This is a genomic window from Pinisolibacter sp. (genome assembly GCF_036782435.1).
Classification (GTDB): Bacteria; Pseudomonadota; Alphaproteobacteria; order Rhizobiales; family Ancalomicrobiaceae; genus CALBKH01.
In genome coordinates, this window is record NZ_DAIPZB010000070.1 from 1 (window position 1) to 12,426 (window position 12,426).

Here is a 12,426-nt window from a genome sequence, read left to right on the forward strand (position 1 = left end):
GGTGGCAATCTCCTCAGGCGAAACGCTCATCCGTGATTTTCAAAACGGACTCTTATGACCAGTGGGGCTGTTTCCAACTTGTAACGCCCATCTGTGACGTTGCCCGCTCAGTCTTCTCCCATGGCGATCAGCGAGGCGTTGCCGCCTGCTGCCGCGGTGTTGGTGGAGACGGTCTGCTCGAGCGCGAAGCGGGCGAGGTAGTCCGGTCCGCCGGCCTTGGGGCCGGTGCCGGAGAGTCCCGATCCGCCGAACGGCTGCACCCCGACCACCGCGCCGATCATGTTGCGATTGACGTAGACGTTGCCGACCGAGAGCTTCTCGCAGATCCGCCGGATGGTGGCGTCGATGCGGCTGTGGATGCCCAGCGTGAGGCCGTAGCCGGTCCCCGCGATCGCCGCGATCACCTCGTCGAGCTTCTCCGCCTTCCAGGTGACGACGTGCAGGACGGGTCCGAAGACCTCTCGGGTCAGGTCCTGCGGTCGATCGAGGCGGATGATGGTCGGCGCCACCCAGGTGCCGCCGACAAAATCGCCGCCGGGTGTTTCGGCCTGCCACAGCACCCGGTTCTTCGCCCGTGCCTCGGTGATGTGGGCGTCGAGCTTGTCCTTCGCCTCCCGGTCGATCACCGGGCCGACGTCGGTCGTCGGCAGATGCGGGTCGCCGAGCCCGAGTTCCTTCGCCGCCCCCGAGATCATCTCGATCATCCGCGGCGCGACGTCCTCCTGGACGAACAGCAGCCTCAGGGCCGAGCAGCGCTGGCCGGCCGACCGGAAGGCCGACAGGACGACATCGTCGGCGACCTGCTCGGGCAGCGCCGTGGCGTCGACCACCATGGCGTTGATGCCACCGGTCTCGGCGATCAGCGGCACGATCGGCCCGTCCTTGGCGGCGAGTGTGCGGTTGATGATCCGCGCCACCTCGGTCGAGCCGGTGAAGGCGACGCCGGCGATGCGCGGGTCTCCGACGAGCGCCGCGCCGATCGCCCCGTCGCCGGGCACGAACTGCAACGCGCCGGTCGGGACGCCCGCTTCGTGCAGGAGGCCGACGGCGAGCGCCGCGACGAGCGGCGTCTGCTCCGCCGGCTTGGCGACCACCGCGTTGCCGGCGACCAGCGCCGCCGCCACCTGGCCGAGGAAGATGGCGAGCGGGAAGTTCCAGGGGCTGATGCAGACGAAGACGCCGCGACCGCGCAACAGGAACCGGTTCTCTTCGCCGGTCGGGCCGGCAAGCACGCGCCCCTCGCCGAACCCCTTGCGCGCTTCCGCCGCATAGTAGCGGCAGAAATCCGCCGCCTCGCGCACTTCGGCGAGACCGTCGGCGAGCGTCTTGCCAGCTTCCGCCGCCAGAAGTGCCATCAGCTGCTCGCGCTTCGCCTCCAGCGTCTCCGCGGCTCGCTCGAGCGCCGCCGCCCGCTTCTCGACCGGGGTGCGATCCCAGGCGGGGAAGGCGGCGGCCGCCCGATCGATCGCCTCTGTCGCCAGGGCCGCCGTCGCCTCGGTGACCGATCCGACCACCGTGCGCCCGTCGACCGGCGAGACCACATCACGCGCCGCGCCCGGTCGCCCCTTGCCGTCGACGATCGGCGCCGCCTCGTAAGCGACGTCGCGATGGGTCTCGATCGCGGCGATCAGCGCGTCGCGCTCGTGGCTCCAGCCGAATTCGAGCCCCGCCGAATTTTTGCGCGCCGCGCCGTAGAGGTCGCGCGGCAGCGGGATGCGGGCGTGGCGCGGCTTGGCCCCGTGGCCGAGTTCCTCCTCGGGCCGGGTCAGCAGCGCCGAGACCGGGATCGTCTCGTCGCCGACCTTGGCGACGAAGGAGGAATTGGCGCCGTTCTCCAGCAGCCGGCGGACGAGATAGGCGAGGAGGTCGCGATGCCCGCCGACCGGTGCATAGATACGGCAGGGGTATCCGTCCTCCTCCACCAGCGTGCGGTGGAGCGCATCACCCATGCCGTGCAGCTTCTGATACTCGAAACCGAGGTCGGCGGAGGTCCGGTTCTCCCGCGCCAGCTCGCGCACCTGCGCCAGCGTGTGGGCGTTGTGGCCGGCGAACTGCGGATAGATCCGCGGACGGAGCGCCAGCAGCCGCCGGGCGCAGGCGAGGAACGAGAGATCCGTCGCCGCCTTGCGGCTGAACAACGGATAGTCGGCGAGCCCACGCTCCTGCGCCCGCTTCATCTCGGTGTCCCAATAGGCGCCCTTGACCAGCCGCACCATCAGCTTGCGGTCGTGGGCTTCGGCGAGGCGCCCGATCCAGTCGACCACCTCGATCGCCCGCTTCTGATAGGCTTGGATGGCGAGGCCGAACCCGTCCCATCCGGCGAGCGAGGGATCGGCCAACGTCGCGGCGAAGACGTCGAGCGACAGTTCCAGCCGATCCGCCTCCTCCGCGTCGACGGTGAAGCACAGGTCGTGCGCCTTGGCGCGCCGCGCGAGATCGAGGAGGCGGGGCACCAACTCCCGCATGACGCGGGCGTGGTTCACCGCCTCGTAGCGCGGATGCAGCGCCGAGAGCTTGACCGAGATACCGGCACGCTGCGGCAGAGCCCCCTTGGCCGCCTTGCCGATGCGCTCGATCGCGTCGGCGTAGGACGCGAAGTATTTGTCGGCGTCCTCCGCCGTCCGTGCCCCCTCGCCGAGCATGTCGTAGGAGTGGCGATAGCCCTTGGCCTCCATCGCCGCGGCGCGAGACAGGGCCGAGCCGATCGTCTCGCCGAGCACGAACTGCCAGCCCATCACCCGCATCGCCTGGCGCGCCGCGGTCCGCACCGTCGGCATGCCGACCCGTTTGACCAGCCCCGAGAGCACGCCCATCGGCGTCTCGCCGGGTTTGAGGATCCGCGCGGTGATGCCCATCGCCCAGGCCGACGCCGAGACGAGCCAGGCGTCCGACACCCGCTCGTGCTTCTCGAACCGCGCCTCGGCGAGCTTGTCCTCGATCAGCTTGTCGGCGGTCTCGGCGTCCGGCACGCGCAGCAGCGCTTCGGCGAGCACCATCAGCGCCAACCCTTCGCGGGTGGTCAGCGAATATTCGCGCAAGAACTCCTCGACGCCGAAACCGCCGGTCTCGGCGCGGATCTTGTCGATCAGCCGAGTGGCGTCGGCGTCGACGCGCGCCTCCGCTTCGGCCGTGAACCGCGCCTCGCCGATCAGGCGGCGGATGAGCTGGGCATCGTCGGGGGCGTAAGCGGCACGGAACGGCGGAATCGACGGCGCGAAGGGCACGAGGGCCTGGGAGGCGGTCATGGGCTCATCCTCGGAGCGGCTCGGAGGCCGGGATGCGGGAAAACGAGGGCCGGGGCGAGCCCGACCGTCGATACGCGAGGATAATCGCTTTCTTGGCGTGATGTTCGGCGTTATCGTAGCACGAGTCAGTGAAAACGAGGGTGATCACCTTGTCGGACGCCGATATCGACGGCCTCGATCGTCTCGACCGCAGAATTCTCGCCGTCCTCCAGCTCGACGGCCGCATCACCCACGCCGATCTCGCCGAACGCATCGGCCTGTCGCCGACTGCCACGGCCGATCGAGTCCGCCGTCTCACCCGCGACGGCTTCATCCTCGGCTACCGTGCCGAACTCGATCCGGTGAAGCTCGGCCGCGGCCTGCTGGTCTTCGTCGAGGTGCTGCTCGACCGCACCTCGCCCGACGTCTTCGACGCCTTCGCCGCCCAGGTGCGCCGTGCCGGTGAGGTGCTCGAATGCCATCTGGTGGCCGGCGGCTTCGACTACCTGATCAAGTCGCGGGTCAAGGACATGGCCGCCTACCGCCGCTTCCTCGCAGAGGTCATCCTGCCGCTCCCCGGCGTCCGCGAGACCCGCACCTATGCGGTGATGGAGGAGGTCAAGGTGACCGATGCACTGCCGATCTGAAGCGAGGGCGAGGATCACGCCATGATCGATCTTGAGCGAGAGACGACCGCCGACCTCCTGCGGCTGCACGCGCGGGTCGAGGCGGAGCTGCGCCGCCGCGAGGTGCTGCGCACCGGCAACGGCCCGGTCGGCGACTATGCCGAACATCTCTTCCGCCGCGCCTACGGCTGGGCGCTGGAGGCCAATTCCAAGGCGGGATACGACGCCGTCGACGCCTCGGGCAATCGCTACCAGATCAAGGGCCGGCGCGAGGCGGCGGGAACGAAGTCGCGCCAGCTCTCGGCGATCCGCAATCTCGCGGCGGGCGACTTCGACTTCCTCGCCGCGGTGCTGTTCGATGAACACTACGGGGTGAGCCGGGCGATCGTCCTGCCGCGGTCGGTGGTGCTGCTGCGGGCGAGCTACAGCGCCCATACCAACAGCCACATCCTGATCCTCTCCGATGCGCTGTGGGCCCTGCCGGAGGCGCGCGACGTCACTCCCGATCTCATCCGCGCGGCGCCCTGAGCGACGGCCGTTCACCACGTCCGACGATCGCCGTCCGCCGCGCGTTGTTCCCGTCGTCGGCCGCGCGTACTATTCCGCCTCCGAAACGATGGAAGGCGGGACCCGGTGGCGGTCGAGCTTCGACCCTCTCAGGCGCTGAAACTCTGGCACGACGTGACGCTCGGCCTCGTCCGTGACGGCGAGACCGATCTCACGGCGCGGCAGATGACGATCCTGCTCACCGTCTATCTCGAGCCGCCGCCGCACACGGTGCGCGGTCTCGCCGCCAAGCTCGGCGTGACCAAGCCGGCGATCACCCGCGCCCTCGACACCATGGGCGAGCGCGGCCTCGTCGATCGCCGCCGCGACGAGCGCGACCGCCGCAACGTCCTCATCCAACGCACCGTCGCCGGCGCCCTCTGGGTCGAGAAACTCGGCGACGACATCGTGCTGAGGGCCAAGCATCTGCCGCGGTGAGGATCGTGGGATGACCGGCCGCGTTTCGTAGGGCGGAAAGAGCGAAGCGAATTTCGCCCTACGTTCGGACGCCGAGCCGCTTCCAATAGAGCAATGTCCCGGTCAGACCGCCGTGGGGCTTCAGCGCATAGTCGGGGATCTCGCCGGCCAGCGTGAAGCCGTGGCGCTCGTAGAGCCCGGCCGCGCCCTCGTCGCTCGCCGTGTCGAGCACGATCAGCCAACGCCCGCGCGCCGCCGCCTCCGCCTCGGCCGCGTGGATCAGCGCCGAAGCGAGGCCGCGCCCGCGATGGGTCGGCCGCGTCATCATCTTGGCGAACTCGGCGCGATGCGGCTGGTTGGGCGGGCAGTCGAGATGGAGCGTCAGGGTGGAGACCAGCTCTTCGCCGTCGAAGGCGCCGAAGACCATGCGCTCGCCCCGATCGGCGCTCGCCAGCGACCGCGTCCAGAAGGCCGCCGCCTCGCCCGCATCGAGCGGATGCATGAAACTCACCGAGCCGCCCGCCGCCACCGTCTCGACGAGCAGGGCGGCGAGTGCGGCGATCGTCTGCGGCGAAGAGGCGAGAGGTCGGACATCGACGGTGGTCATCGGCAGGTCTCCGCTCGAAACGTTCACCGGCTCAGCTTCTCGCCAGCGCCACGACATAGGTGCAGGGCGCATCGCCCTCGTTGGCGAATTCGGCGTCGGCCGGCGGCCCGAAGCCGAGGCAGTCGCCGGCCGCGAGCTCGCGCCGCATCCCGCCCTCGACGATCGTCAGCCGCCCCGCGCGCACCCACACCACTTGGCGGATGTGGGCGTAGGACGAGGCCGGCAGCGCCACCCGTCCGCCCGCCGGCATCACCACCTCGGTGAGTTCGACCGGATGGTCGGCGCGCGCGTGGATCTGGCGGCGCAGGTAACCCGTCGCCGGATCGCGCCACGTCGGCTGATCCGCGGCGCGCACCAACCGATCGCCGCCGCTCTCGGCGCGGAGGAGCAACCCGGCGAGCGTCAGATCGAAGGCGCTCGCCAGCCGGACGAGCAGCGCCGCCGTCGGGCTCGCCTCTTCCCGCTCGATCTTGCTGATCGCCGCCTTGGACACCCCCGACCGCTCGGCGAGATCGGCCAGCGACCACCCCCGCGCCTCCCGTTCGAGCCGGATGCGTCGCGCGAGCTGGGCGGTGGTGTCGTCGATGTCGGTGTTCATGCATCCACTATAGTGGACGAATGGGCGGAGATCAAGATGGAATAGGGGGGGACGGAGGGGACGGAGGGGGGCGGTCGCTCCTCTGTCCCGGGTCCTCGATCGTCACCACCGGCGTGGCTCGGAAGTTCGGATGGTACGAGCGGTCGGCGTCCTCGCGCGATGCTGCGAGACGCGCTCGTTCCGAGCGCTCCTCAGCATGAGGCGCTTGCTTTCCCGAACAGAACCACGACGCCTCATGCTGAGGAGAGCGGCTCCGCCGCTCCTCTCGAAGCATCGCGCACGGAACCCTCCGGAACCGGCTGCGCCGTGGTCCATGATTCGTCGCAGGGAGCGGAACAATGTCTCGGGGACGGGATGAGAGGGATCCGTCGCTCGGCCTACGCCGGCCGCGCCCGCCTCAATAATCCACCTTCACCAGCGTCAGCCCCGCCGCCGGGGCGACCGGGCCGCAGGCGGTGCGATCCTTCGCCGCCAGCGCCGCCGCGAGGTCGTCGGCGCTCCAACTGCCGTCGCCGATCAGTTTGAGCGAGCCGACCATCGAGCGCACCTGATTGTGCAGAAACGAACGGGCCGAGGCGCGGATCTCGATCGTGTCGCCGTCGCGGCTGACGTCGAGCCGGTCGAGGGTCTTGAGCGGCGACTTCGACTGGCAGCGGGTGGCGCGGAAGGTGGTGAAGTCGTGGGTGCCGAGCAGGCGCTTCGCCGCCGCATCCATCGCCGCGACGTCGAGCCGGGCGCGCACGTGCCAGGCGCGGTGGAGATCGAGGGCGAGCGGCGCCCGCCGGTCGATGATGCGGTAGAGATAGTGCCGCGCCTTGGCCGAGAAGCGGGCGTCGAAATCCTCGCCGACGATCTCGACGGCGAGGATGGCGATCGGATGCGGGGAGGCGCCCATGTGCTTCAGATGGGCGTTGAGCGCATCCATCAGCTTCTCCGGCGGCCAATCGCGCGGGAAGTCGACATGGGCGATCTGGCCGGAGGCGTGGACGCCGGTGTCGGTGCGCCCCGCACCTTTGACGACGATCCGCCCGGCTTCGAACTTCATGAAAGCCGCTTCGATGGCGCCCTGCACCGAAGGTCCGTTCGCCTGGGCCTGCCAGCCGACGTAAGGCGTGCCGTCGTATTCGATGGTGAGCTTGTAGCGGGGCATGGCGTCAGGCCAGACGATCGCCGCGGGCGAGCCCGGCGCCGCGGCGGAAGGCGAGCGCCTCCACCGGCTTGCCGCCGGCTCGCTGCACCTCGACGAGCCGGATCGCCCCGGTCCCGCAGGCGATGGTCAGCGCGTCGTCGAGCACTTCGCCGGGGGTGCCCGAGCCGTCGCCGAGCGTGGTGCGCAGGACTTTGAGCCGTTCGTGCTTGCCGCCGATCGGCGCCTCGCACCACGCGCCCGGGAAGGGCGACAGGCCGCGGATGGTGTCGTGGATCGCCTTGGCGTCGCCGCTCCAGTCGATGCGCGCCTCCGCCTTCTCGATCTTCCTGGCGTAGGTGACGCCGGCATCCGGCTGCGGCGCACAGGGCAGGTCGTCCCTCTCCAGCCGGTCGAGCGCCTCCACCATGAGGGCGGCGCCCAGCACAGCGAGGCGGTCGTGGAGATCGCCGGTGGTTTCGTCGGGGGCGATCGGCGTGACGGCGGAGAGACACACCGGCCCGCTGTCGAGCCCCTTCTCCATCCGCATCACCTCGACCGCGGTCTCGCCGTCGCCGGCCATGATCGCCCGCTGGATCGGCGCCGCGCCGCGCCAGCGCGGCAGTTTCGAGCCGTGCAGGTTGAGACAGCCGTGGCGCGGCCCGGCGAGGATCGCCTCGGGCAGCAACAGGCCGTAGGCGACGACGACGGCGACGTCCGCCTCGTGCGCGCGAAAGGCGGCCGCGGCCTCGTCGCCCTTGAGGCTCACCGGATGATGCACGGGGATACCCAGCGCCTCGGCGCGGGCGTGGACCGGGGAGGGCGTGGTCGCCATGCCGCGGCCCGAGGGGCGCGGCGGCTGGGAATAGACCGCGACGATCTCGTGGCCGGCGGCGTGGATCGCCTCGAGGGTCGGCACCGAGAAGTCCGGCGTTCCCATGAAGACGATGCGGAGCGGCATGAGCGAGGTCCTCGCGGGGCGTGGTGGGTCGCCGGCGAGGCATGCGCCCTCGCCGCGCTCCGGTCAAGGGCGGAGGTCGGAAGCGGTGCGACGCGCCGTGCTCACCGGGGCCGGTCGCCCGCCGGATCGGGCGGGATCGAAGAGCCCCGGGGCTCTTCGCCGCGATGACGCGATCGCCTCGCCCGTGGCAGAGTGACGGCCGCCGAACAGCGAGGAGAACCGACGATGACCACCGGCGAGACGATCGGCTTTCTCGGCATCGGCATCATGGGGTTCCACATGGCCCGCCGGCTCGCCGAGGCCGGATATCGTGTCGTCGCGTGGAACCGGACGCGGTCGAAGGCCGAGCGTCTCGTCGAATTCGGCGTCTCGATCGCCGACACCGCCGCCGGCGCGGCGAGGGGCGCGGCCACCGTGGTGGTGATGCTCGGCTCCGGGCCGGACTGCGAGGAGGTGCTCCTCGCCGGCGGCGTCCTCGATGCGCCGACGCCCGGCGCCCGCGTCGTCGTCATGAGTTCGATTCCCGTGGCCACCGCCGAACAACTGGCGCGCGAGGCGGAGGCCCGCGGCCTCGCCTTCCTCGATGCGCCGGTCTCCGGCGGCGAGCGCGGCGCGGCGGCGGGAACGCTGACGGTGATGGCCGGCGGCCGACCGGAGGTCTTCGAGGCGGTCCGTCCGATCTTCGCCGTCTTCGGCCGCGCCACCCTGATCGGCCCGGCCGGCACCGGCGAACTGGCGAAACTCGTCAATCAGATGCTGGTCGGCTCGACCATAGCGGCCGTGGCGGAAGGGCTGGTGCTCGCCGAACGTGGCGGCGCCGACCCGGCCAAGGTGCGCGAGGCGCTCCTCGGCGGCTTCGCCGATTCCACCATCTTGCGTCAGCACGGCGAACGCATGGTGACGAACGACTGGAAACCCGGCGCCATGTCGACGGTCCAACTCAAGGATACCTCGACCGCTCTCGCCCAAGCGCGCGGCCTCGACCTCGATCTGCCGCTGATCACTCTGGTCGACGGCCTCTACGCCGACCTCGTCGCCCATGGCGACGGGTCGCTCGACCATGCCGCCCTGGTCCGCGAGATCCGCCGGCGCAATCACCTGCCGGTCGATCGCCCGGTCGCCGACCCGGCAGGGGCGAAACCCTGAGGTCGGAGCCCGCGGACGGAACCCGGTTCCATGTCGGATCGCGTCGTTTCGCCGGACGCACTCCGAAGGCGTGGTGCGAGAGAAGGGCGCTGCGCGCGGCGCACCGGTCGAGCGCAGCAGGACGGTGCCGCCACGGTTCCCGGTGGTTGATTTTGTTCATGAATTGTTCTGAAAACTACACCAAAAGACGATACAATGTTTTCTTCTCCCTGAAATTTCGGGGAGACGCGTGTCCATCGGTACGACTTTCGTTCTTCGGATCTCCGCCCGATGCGCCCTTTTCTCCGAGAGGGGTGTCCCGGAGGTCGAGCCACCCCGGGGGGCCGCCACCGACGCGGACGTCGCGATGATCACCGGTCGGCGGATGTCCGGCCTTCCAGCGTCCGCATGTGGTCGTCGGCGGCGACGGTCCCCAGGTCCATGCAGTAGACCAGGAAGTCGGCGCCCAGGGCCTTGGCCTCCTCGCGGCAGAAGCCGATCATCATACGCAACGCGTGCCAGCGTTCGATCTGCTCCGTCGTCAGAACCCGGCCGACTCCTGCGGTCGCCGCTGCCGTCGTCACATGCGTCATGAGCGTTCCCCCGAACCAACGATCGAAAGCGAGCCTAGGTCGAGCTCCGTCACAGATTCGGATGCCTCACATTGCCGCGGCATATCTTCCGGTGGTGCTTTTCGTCACCGCTCCGGTCCGCGCGTGGCATGAATTCGCCGGGCTTTCGATCGTATCGAGCGGGGCCTTGAAAACAAAAGGGAAAGGGAGCGTTTCGCCGACCCGGCGGGTGCTCGAACGTCACAGAAGCACGTCACAAGCGTTCCGCTGACGCTGCGACGCGCAATTGCCCAATTCGCACCTTCGGATAGGCTGTGACGCATGCACGTCCATCGCTGCGCGAGGGGGCTTCTTCGTCATGCGTCGCGGGGATGGTACCGAGGAGGCTCCGTTGGCTCTACGACTGTCCCTGACGGGGCGGCCAGCCTTGGCCGACGAGAACGGGAGGATCATCCGGCTCCCCCGTAAGGCTTTCGTTCTGGCCGCTTATCTGACGATCGATCCGCCCAAGGGACCGCTGCCGCGCGAATACGCCGCGCGCCTGCTGTGGGGCGACGTCGATCAGGCACGCCGCGCCGGCAATCTTCGCCAGCTTCTGGCGCGTGTGAAGGACGTTCAGGCCGAAGAGGGCTTCGAGCTCTTCCTCATCGATACCGAGCACGTCTCGATCGATCCCGACGCCGCCGTGGTGGATGCGTCGTCGATTCTCGGCGCCCGCGCCGACGCCACCGACCGGCGCCTCTTCGATCTGTGCAAGGCCTATTGCGGCGACCTCCTCTTCGGTCTCGACGAGGGCGGCGAAGAATACACCCGATGGCTGTGGTCGCGGCGCGCGATGTTGCGCCAGCAGTTCGTCGCGATCGTCTCCGCCAATGTCGAGGCCTCCATCGGCGTGCTCGATCCCGAGGAAGTCCTCTTCGTCGCCCGCCGCCTCGTCGAAGCCGACCAGTATCAGGAGGCGGGTCATCGCGCGGCGATGCGTATCCACGCCGCCCGCGGCGAATTCGACAGTGCCCTGCGCATCCATCGCCGGCTGCTCGATCTCCTGCGCGAGACCGGCGGCCGACCGTCGGCGGCGACCACCAACCTGGTGTCGGAGATCTCGTCGCGCGCCCGTCCGCGCTCGCGGACGTCGGACGAGAAGGAGAGCAGAGCGGAGGAGACGTCGCTGGAGATCGCGTCGTCGATGCCGAATTTCGCGCGCTCGATGCGTCTGCCGCGCCTGTCGCTCAAGTTCGGCGGCCTCGCCACGCTCACCGGGGCCGAGAGCCAGTGGGCCGAAGCTCTCTTCGACGACGCTGCGATTCAGCTGTGGCGCACCCGCGCCTTCGTCGTGACGCGTCCGGCCGACCTGAAGCCGCGGCCGATCGACCTGATCGACCGGACCCGGCGCGAGCCGTGCGACTACGTCGTCGATTGCCGCGTCGTCGACCGCGACGACCAACGTCAGCTGACCATCAGTCTGGTTTGCTCGAGCAGCGGCGAGATCCTGTGGATCCATCGTTTCGAGTTCGGCGAGCCGCTGGCGCGCGCCATCCGCGACATCGTCGTCAATTGCGTGCACCAGATCGAACAGGCCGAGCTGCGCATCCTCGCCGAGGGACCCGAGCGCACCACCGCCTACCGGCTGACCCTGCAGGGCAATCGGCTTCTGCGGTCGATCGATCTCCCCTCGATCCGCCGCGCCCGGCAGATCTTCCGCGCCGCCCTGGCGGTCGACCCCGAACACGCGCCGACCCTCGCCGCCGTCGCCAAGGCCTACCGCCTCGAATGGCTGCTGCTCGCCCGCGCCGACGACAAGGAACTCGACCTCGCCATCGACTACGCCCGGCAGTCGGTCTCCGTCGGTCCCGACGGCGTCCACGGCCTGCATCAGCTCGGCATCTGCAACATCTACAAGAAGAACCACGAGTTCGGGCTCGATGCTCTCGACAGGGCCGAACGCTCCACCCCCTTCGACATCGAACTCGTGGCCGACCACGCCGATGGGCTGATCTGCGCCGGTCTGGTCGCCGAAGGGCTGAAGAAATTCGAAAACCTCGTCGCCGACCACCTGGTTCTCTCCGATCAGATCCTCTGGAATCTGGCGAGCGGGCAATATCTCGACGGCAAGTACGAGGAGGCGCTCGCCACTCTGTCGCGTCTGGCCTCGCAGGAGCCGACCTATCAGCTCCGCGCCGCCTGCCACGCCATGTTGTCACAGGCGAGTGAGGCGCGGCGTTACGTTCGCAAGTTGCGCGAAATCCTTCCCGACTTCACAATCGTCACTCGACTCGGAATGGTGCCGCTACGTCGGCGCGAAGATTTCGAGCACTACGAGTCCGGCCTGAGATCGGCCGGCTTCGACTGAAACTCCGGTCGGAGAACCCGGCCGAGGAAACAGGGAGAATCGTGAATGGCGAAGATGATCTTGTTGAAGGTGAACGGTGACGACCGCGTGTTCGTGGTGAACATCGACGCGCTCACCGTGGAAGCGTTCGACGCGGCCGAGCTCGGTCTCGCCCGTGATGCCGACGTGGTCGTCGCCGGCGAGCCGCGCTCCGCTTCCGCATCGCATGCGCTCTACGGCTCCGACACCCGCTCGGACGCCGCGTCGCATGCGCTCTACGGCTCCGACACCCGCT

Annotated in this window: 12 protein-coding genes; 6 read left to right on the forward strand and 6 right to left on the reverse strand. The window is 69.3% G+C overall.

The window, feature by feature from the left end:
* Positions 1-107: 107 nt before the first annotated feature.
* Positions 108-3,245, reverse strand: coding sequence for a bifunctional proline dehydrogenase/L-glutamate gamma-semialdehyde dehydrogenase PutA (gene putA / locus V7Q42_RS19835; RefSeq protein WP_333825996.1), 3,138 nt, complete (start codon positions 3,243-3,245; stop codon positions 108-110).
* A gap of 164 nt (positions 3,246-3,409) precedes the next feature.
* Here putA and V7Q42_RS19840 point away from each other — a divergent pair, with 164 nt between their 5' ends.
* The 3 genes from V7Q42_RS19840 (at position 3,410) to V7Q42_RS19850 (ending at position 4,834) form a co-directional block, all read left to right on the forward strand.
* Complete coding sequence (locus V7Q42_RS19840) at positions 3,410-3,871, forward strand: Lrp/AsnC ligand binding domain-containing protein (protein ID WP_333826012.1); 462 nt, start codon at positions 3,410-3,412, stop codon at positions 3,869-3,871.
* Positions 3,872-3,892: 21 nt separating this feature from the next.
* Entirely contained in the window at positions 3,893-4,378 is a 486-nt protein-coding gene (locus V7Q42_RS19845; protein WP_333825997.1) for a hypothetical protein, read from the forward strand.
* A 105-nt stretch (positions 4,379-4,483) separates the two neighbouring features.
* Positions 4,484-4,834: a MarR family winged helix-turn-helix transcriptional regulator gene (locus V7Q42_RS19850; protein ID WP_333825998.1), complete on the forward strand. Its 351-nt coding sequence runs from the start codon at positions 4,484-4,486 to the stop codon at positions 4,832-4,834.
* A 58-nt stretch (positions 4,835-4,892) separates the two neighbouring features.
* Here V7Q42_RS19850 and V7Q42_RS19855 read toward each other — a convergent pair whose 3' ends face one another.
* The 4 genes from V7Q42_RS19855 to fmt form a co-directional block, all read right to left on the reverse strand.
* A complete protein-coding gene (locus V7Q42_RS19855; RefSeq protein ID WP_333825999.1) occupies positions 4,893-5,420 on the reverse strand; it encodes a GNAT family N-acetyltransferase in 528 nt (175 codons plus the stop codon).
* 31 nt (positions 5,421-5,451) lie between these two features.
* The gene (locus V7Q42_RS19860) at positions 5,452-6,018 is read right to left on the reverse strand and encodes a helix-turn-helix domain-containing protein (RefSeq protein ID WP_333826000.1); all 567 of its coding nucleotides are present in this window, start codon (positions 6,016-6,018) and stop codon (positions 5,452-5,454) included.
* A 397-nt stretch (positions 6,019-6,415) separates the two neighbouring features.
* On the reverse strand, positions 6,416-7,168 hold the full coding sequence (gene truA, locus V7Q42_RS19865; RefSeq protein WP_333826001.1) for a tRNA pseudouridine(38-40) synthase TruA: 753 nt from the start codon (positions 7,166-7,168) through the stop codon (positions 6,416-6,418).
* 4 nt (positions 7,169-7,172) lie between these two features.
* Positions 7,173-8,105, reverse strand: a complete 933-nt coding sequence (gene fmt / locus V7Q42_RS19870; protein WP_333826002.1) for a methionyl-tRNA formyltransferase — start codon at positions 8,103-8,105, stop codon at positions 7,173-7,175.
* Between the two features lie 192 nt (positions 8,106-8,297).
* Here fmt and V7Q42_RS19875 point away from each other — a divergent pair, with 192 nt between their 5' ends.
* Positions 8,298-9,251 carry an NAD(P)-dependent oxidoreductase gene (locus V7Q42_RS19875; RefSeq protein WP_333826003.1) on the forward strand — a complete coding sequence of 318 codons (954 nt, stop codon included), beginning with the start codon at positions 8,298-8,300 and terminating at the stop codon, positions 9,249-9,251.
* Positions 9,252-9,601: 350 nt separating this feature from the next.
* On the opposite strand, the gene V7Q42_RS19880 is transcribed toward V7Q42_RS19875, so the two are convergent.
* Positions 9,602-9,823 (reverse strand): hypothetical protein, encoded by a 222-nt coding sequence (locus V7Q42_RS19880; RefSeq protein ID WP_333826004.1) that lies wholly within the window; start codon positions 9,821-9,823, stop codon positions 9,602-9,604.
* Between the two features lie 406 nt (positions 9,824-10,229).
* On the opposite strand from V7Q42_RS19880, the gene V7Q42_RS19885 reads away from it, so the two are divergent.
* Positions 10,230-12,152 (forward strand): BTAD domain-containing putative transcriptional regulator, encoded by a 1,923-nt coding sequence (locus V7Q42_RS19885; RefSeq protein WP_333826005.1) that lies wholly within the window; start codon positions 10,230-10,232, stop codon positions 12,150-12,152.
* A 45-nt stretch (positions 12,153-12,197) separates the two neighbouring features.
* Positions 12,198-12,426: hypothetical protein (locus V7Q42_RS19890; protein ID WP_333826006.1), on the forward strand; the 229-nt coding region annotated here is incomplete at its 3' end.

Coding starts and splice junctions, on each gene's coding strand:
- V7Q42_RS19855 (WP_333825999.1), bottom strand. CDS start 5,420: ATGACCACCGTCGATGTCCGACCTCTCGCCTCTTCGCCGCAGACGATC.
- fmt (WP_333826002.1), bottom strand. CDS start 8,105: ATGCCGCTCCGCATCGTCTTCATGGGAACGCCGGACTTCTCGGTGCCG.
- truA (WP_333826001.1), bottom strand. CDS start 7,168: ATGCCCCGCTACAAGCTCACCATCGAATACGACGGCACGCCTTACGTC.
- V7Q42_RS19845 (WP_333825997.1), top strand. CDS start 3,893: ATGATCGATCTTGAGCGAGAGACGACCGCCGACCTCCTGCGGCTGCAC.
- V7Q42_RS19880 (WP_333826004.1), bottom strand. CDS start 9,823: ATGACGCATGTGACGACGGCAGCGGCGACCGCAGGAGTCGGCCGGGTT.
- V7Q42_RS19860 (WP_333826000.1), bottom strand. CDS start 6,018: ATGAACACCGACATCGACGACACCACCGCCCAGCTCGCGCGACGCATC.
- putA (WP_333825996.1), bottom strand. CDS start 3,245: ATGACCGCCTCCCAGGCCCTCGTGCCCTTCGCGCCGTCGATTCCGCCG.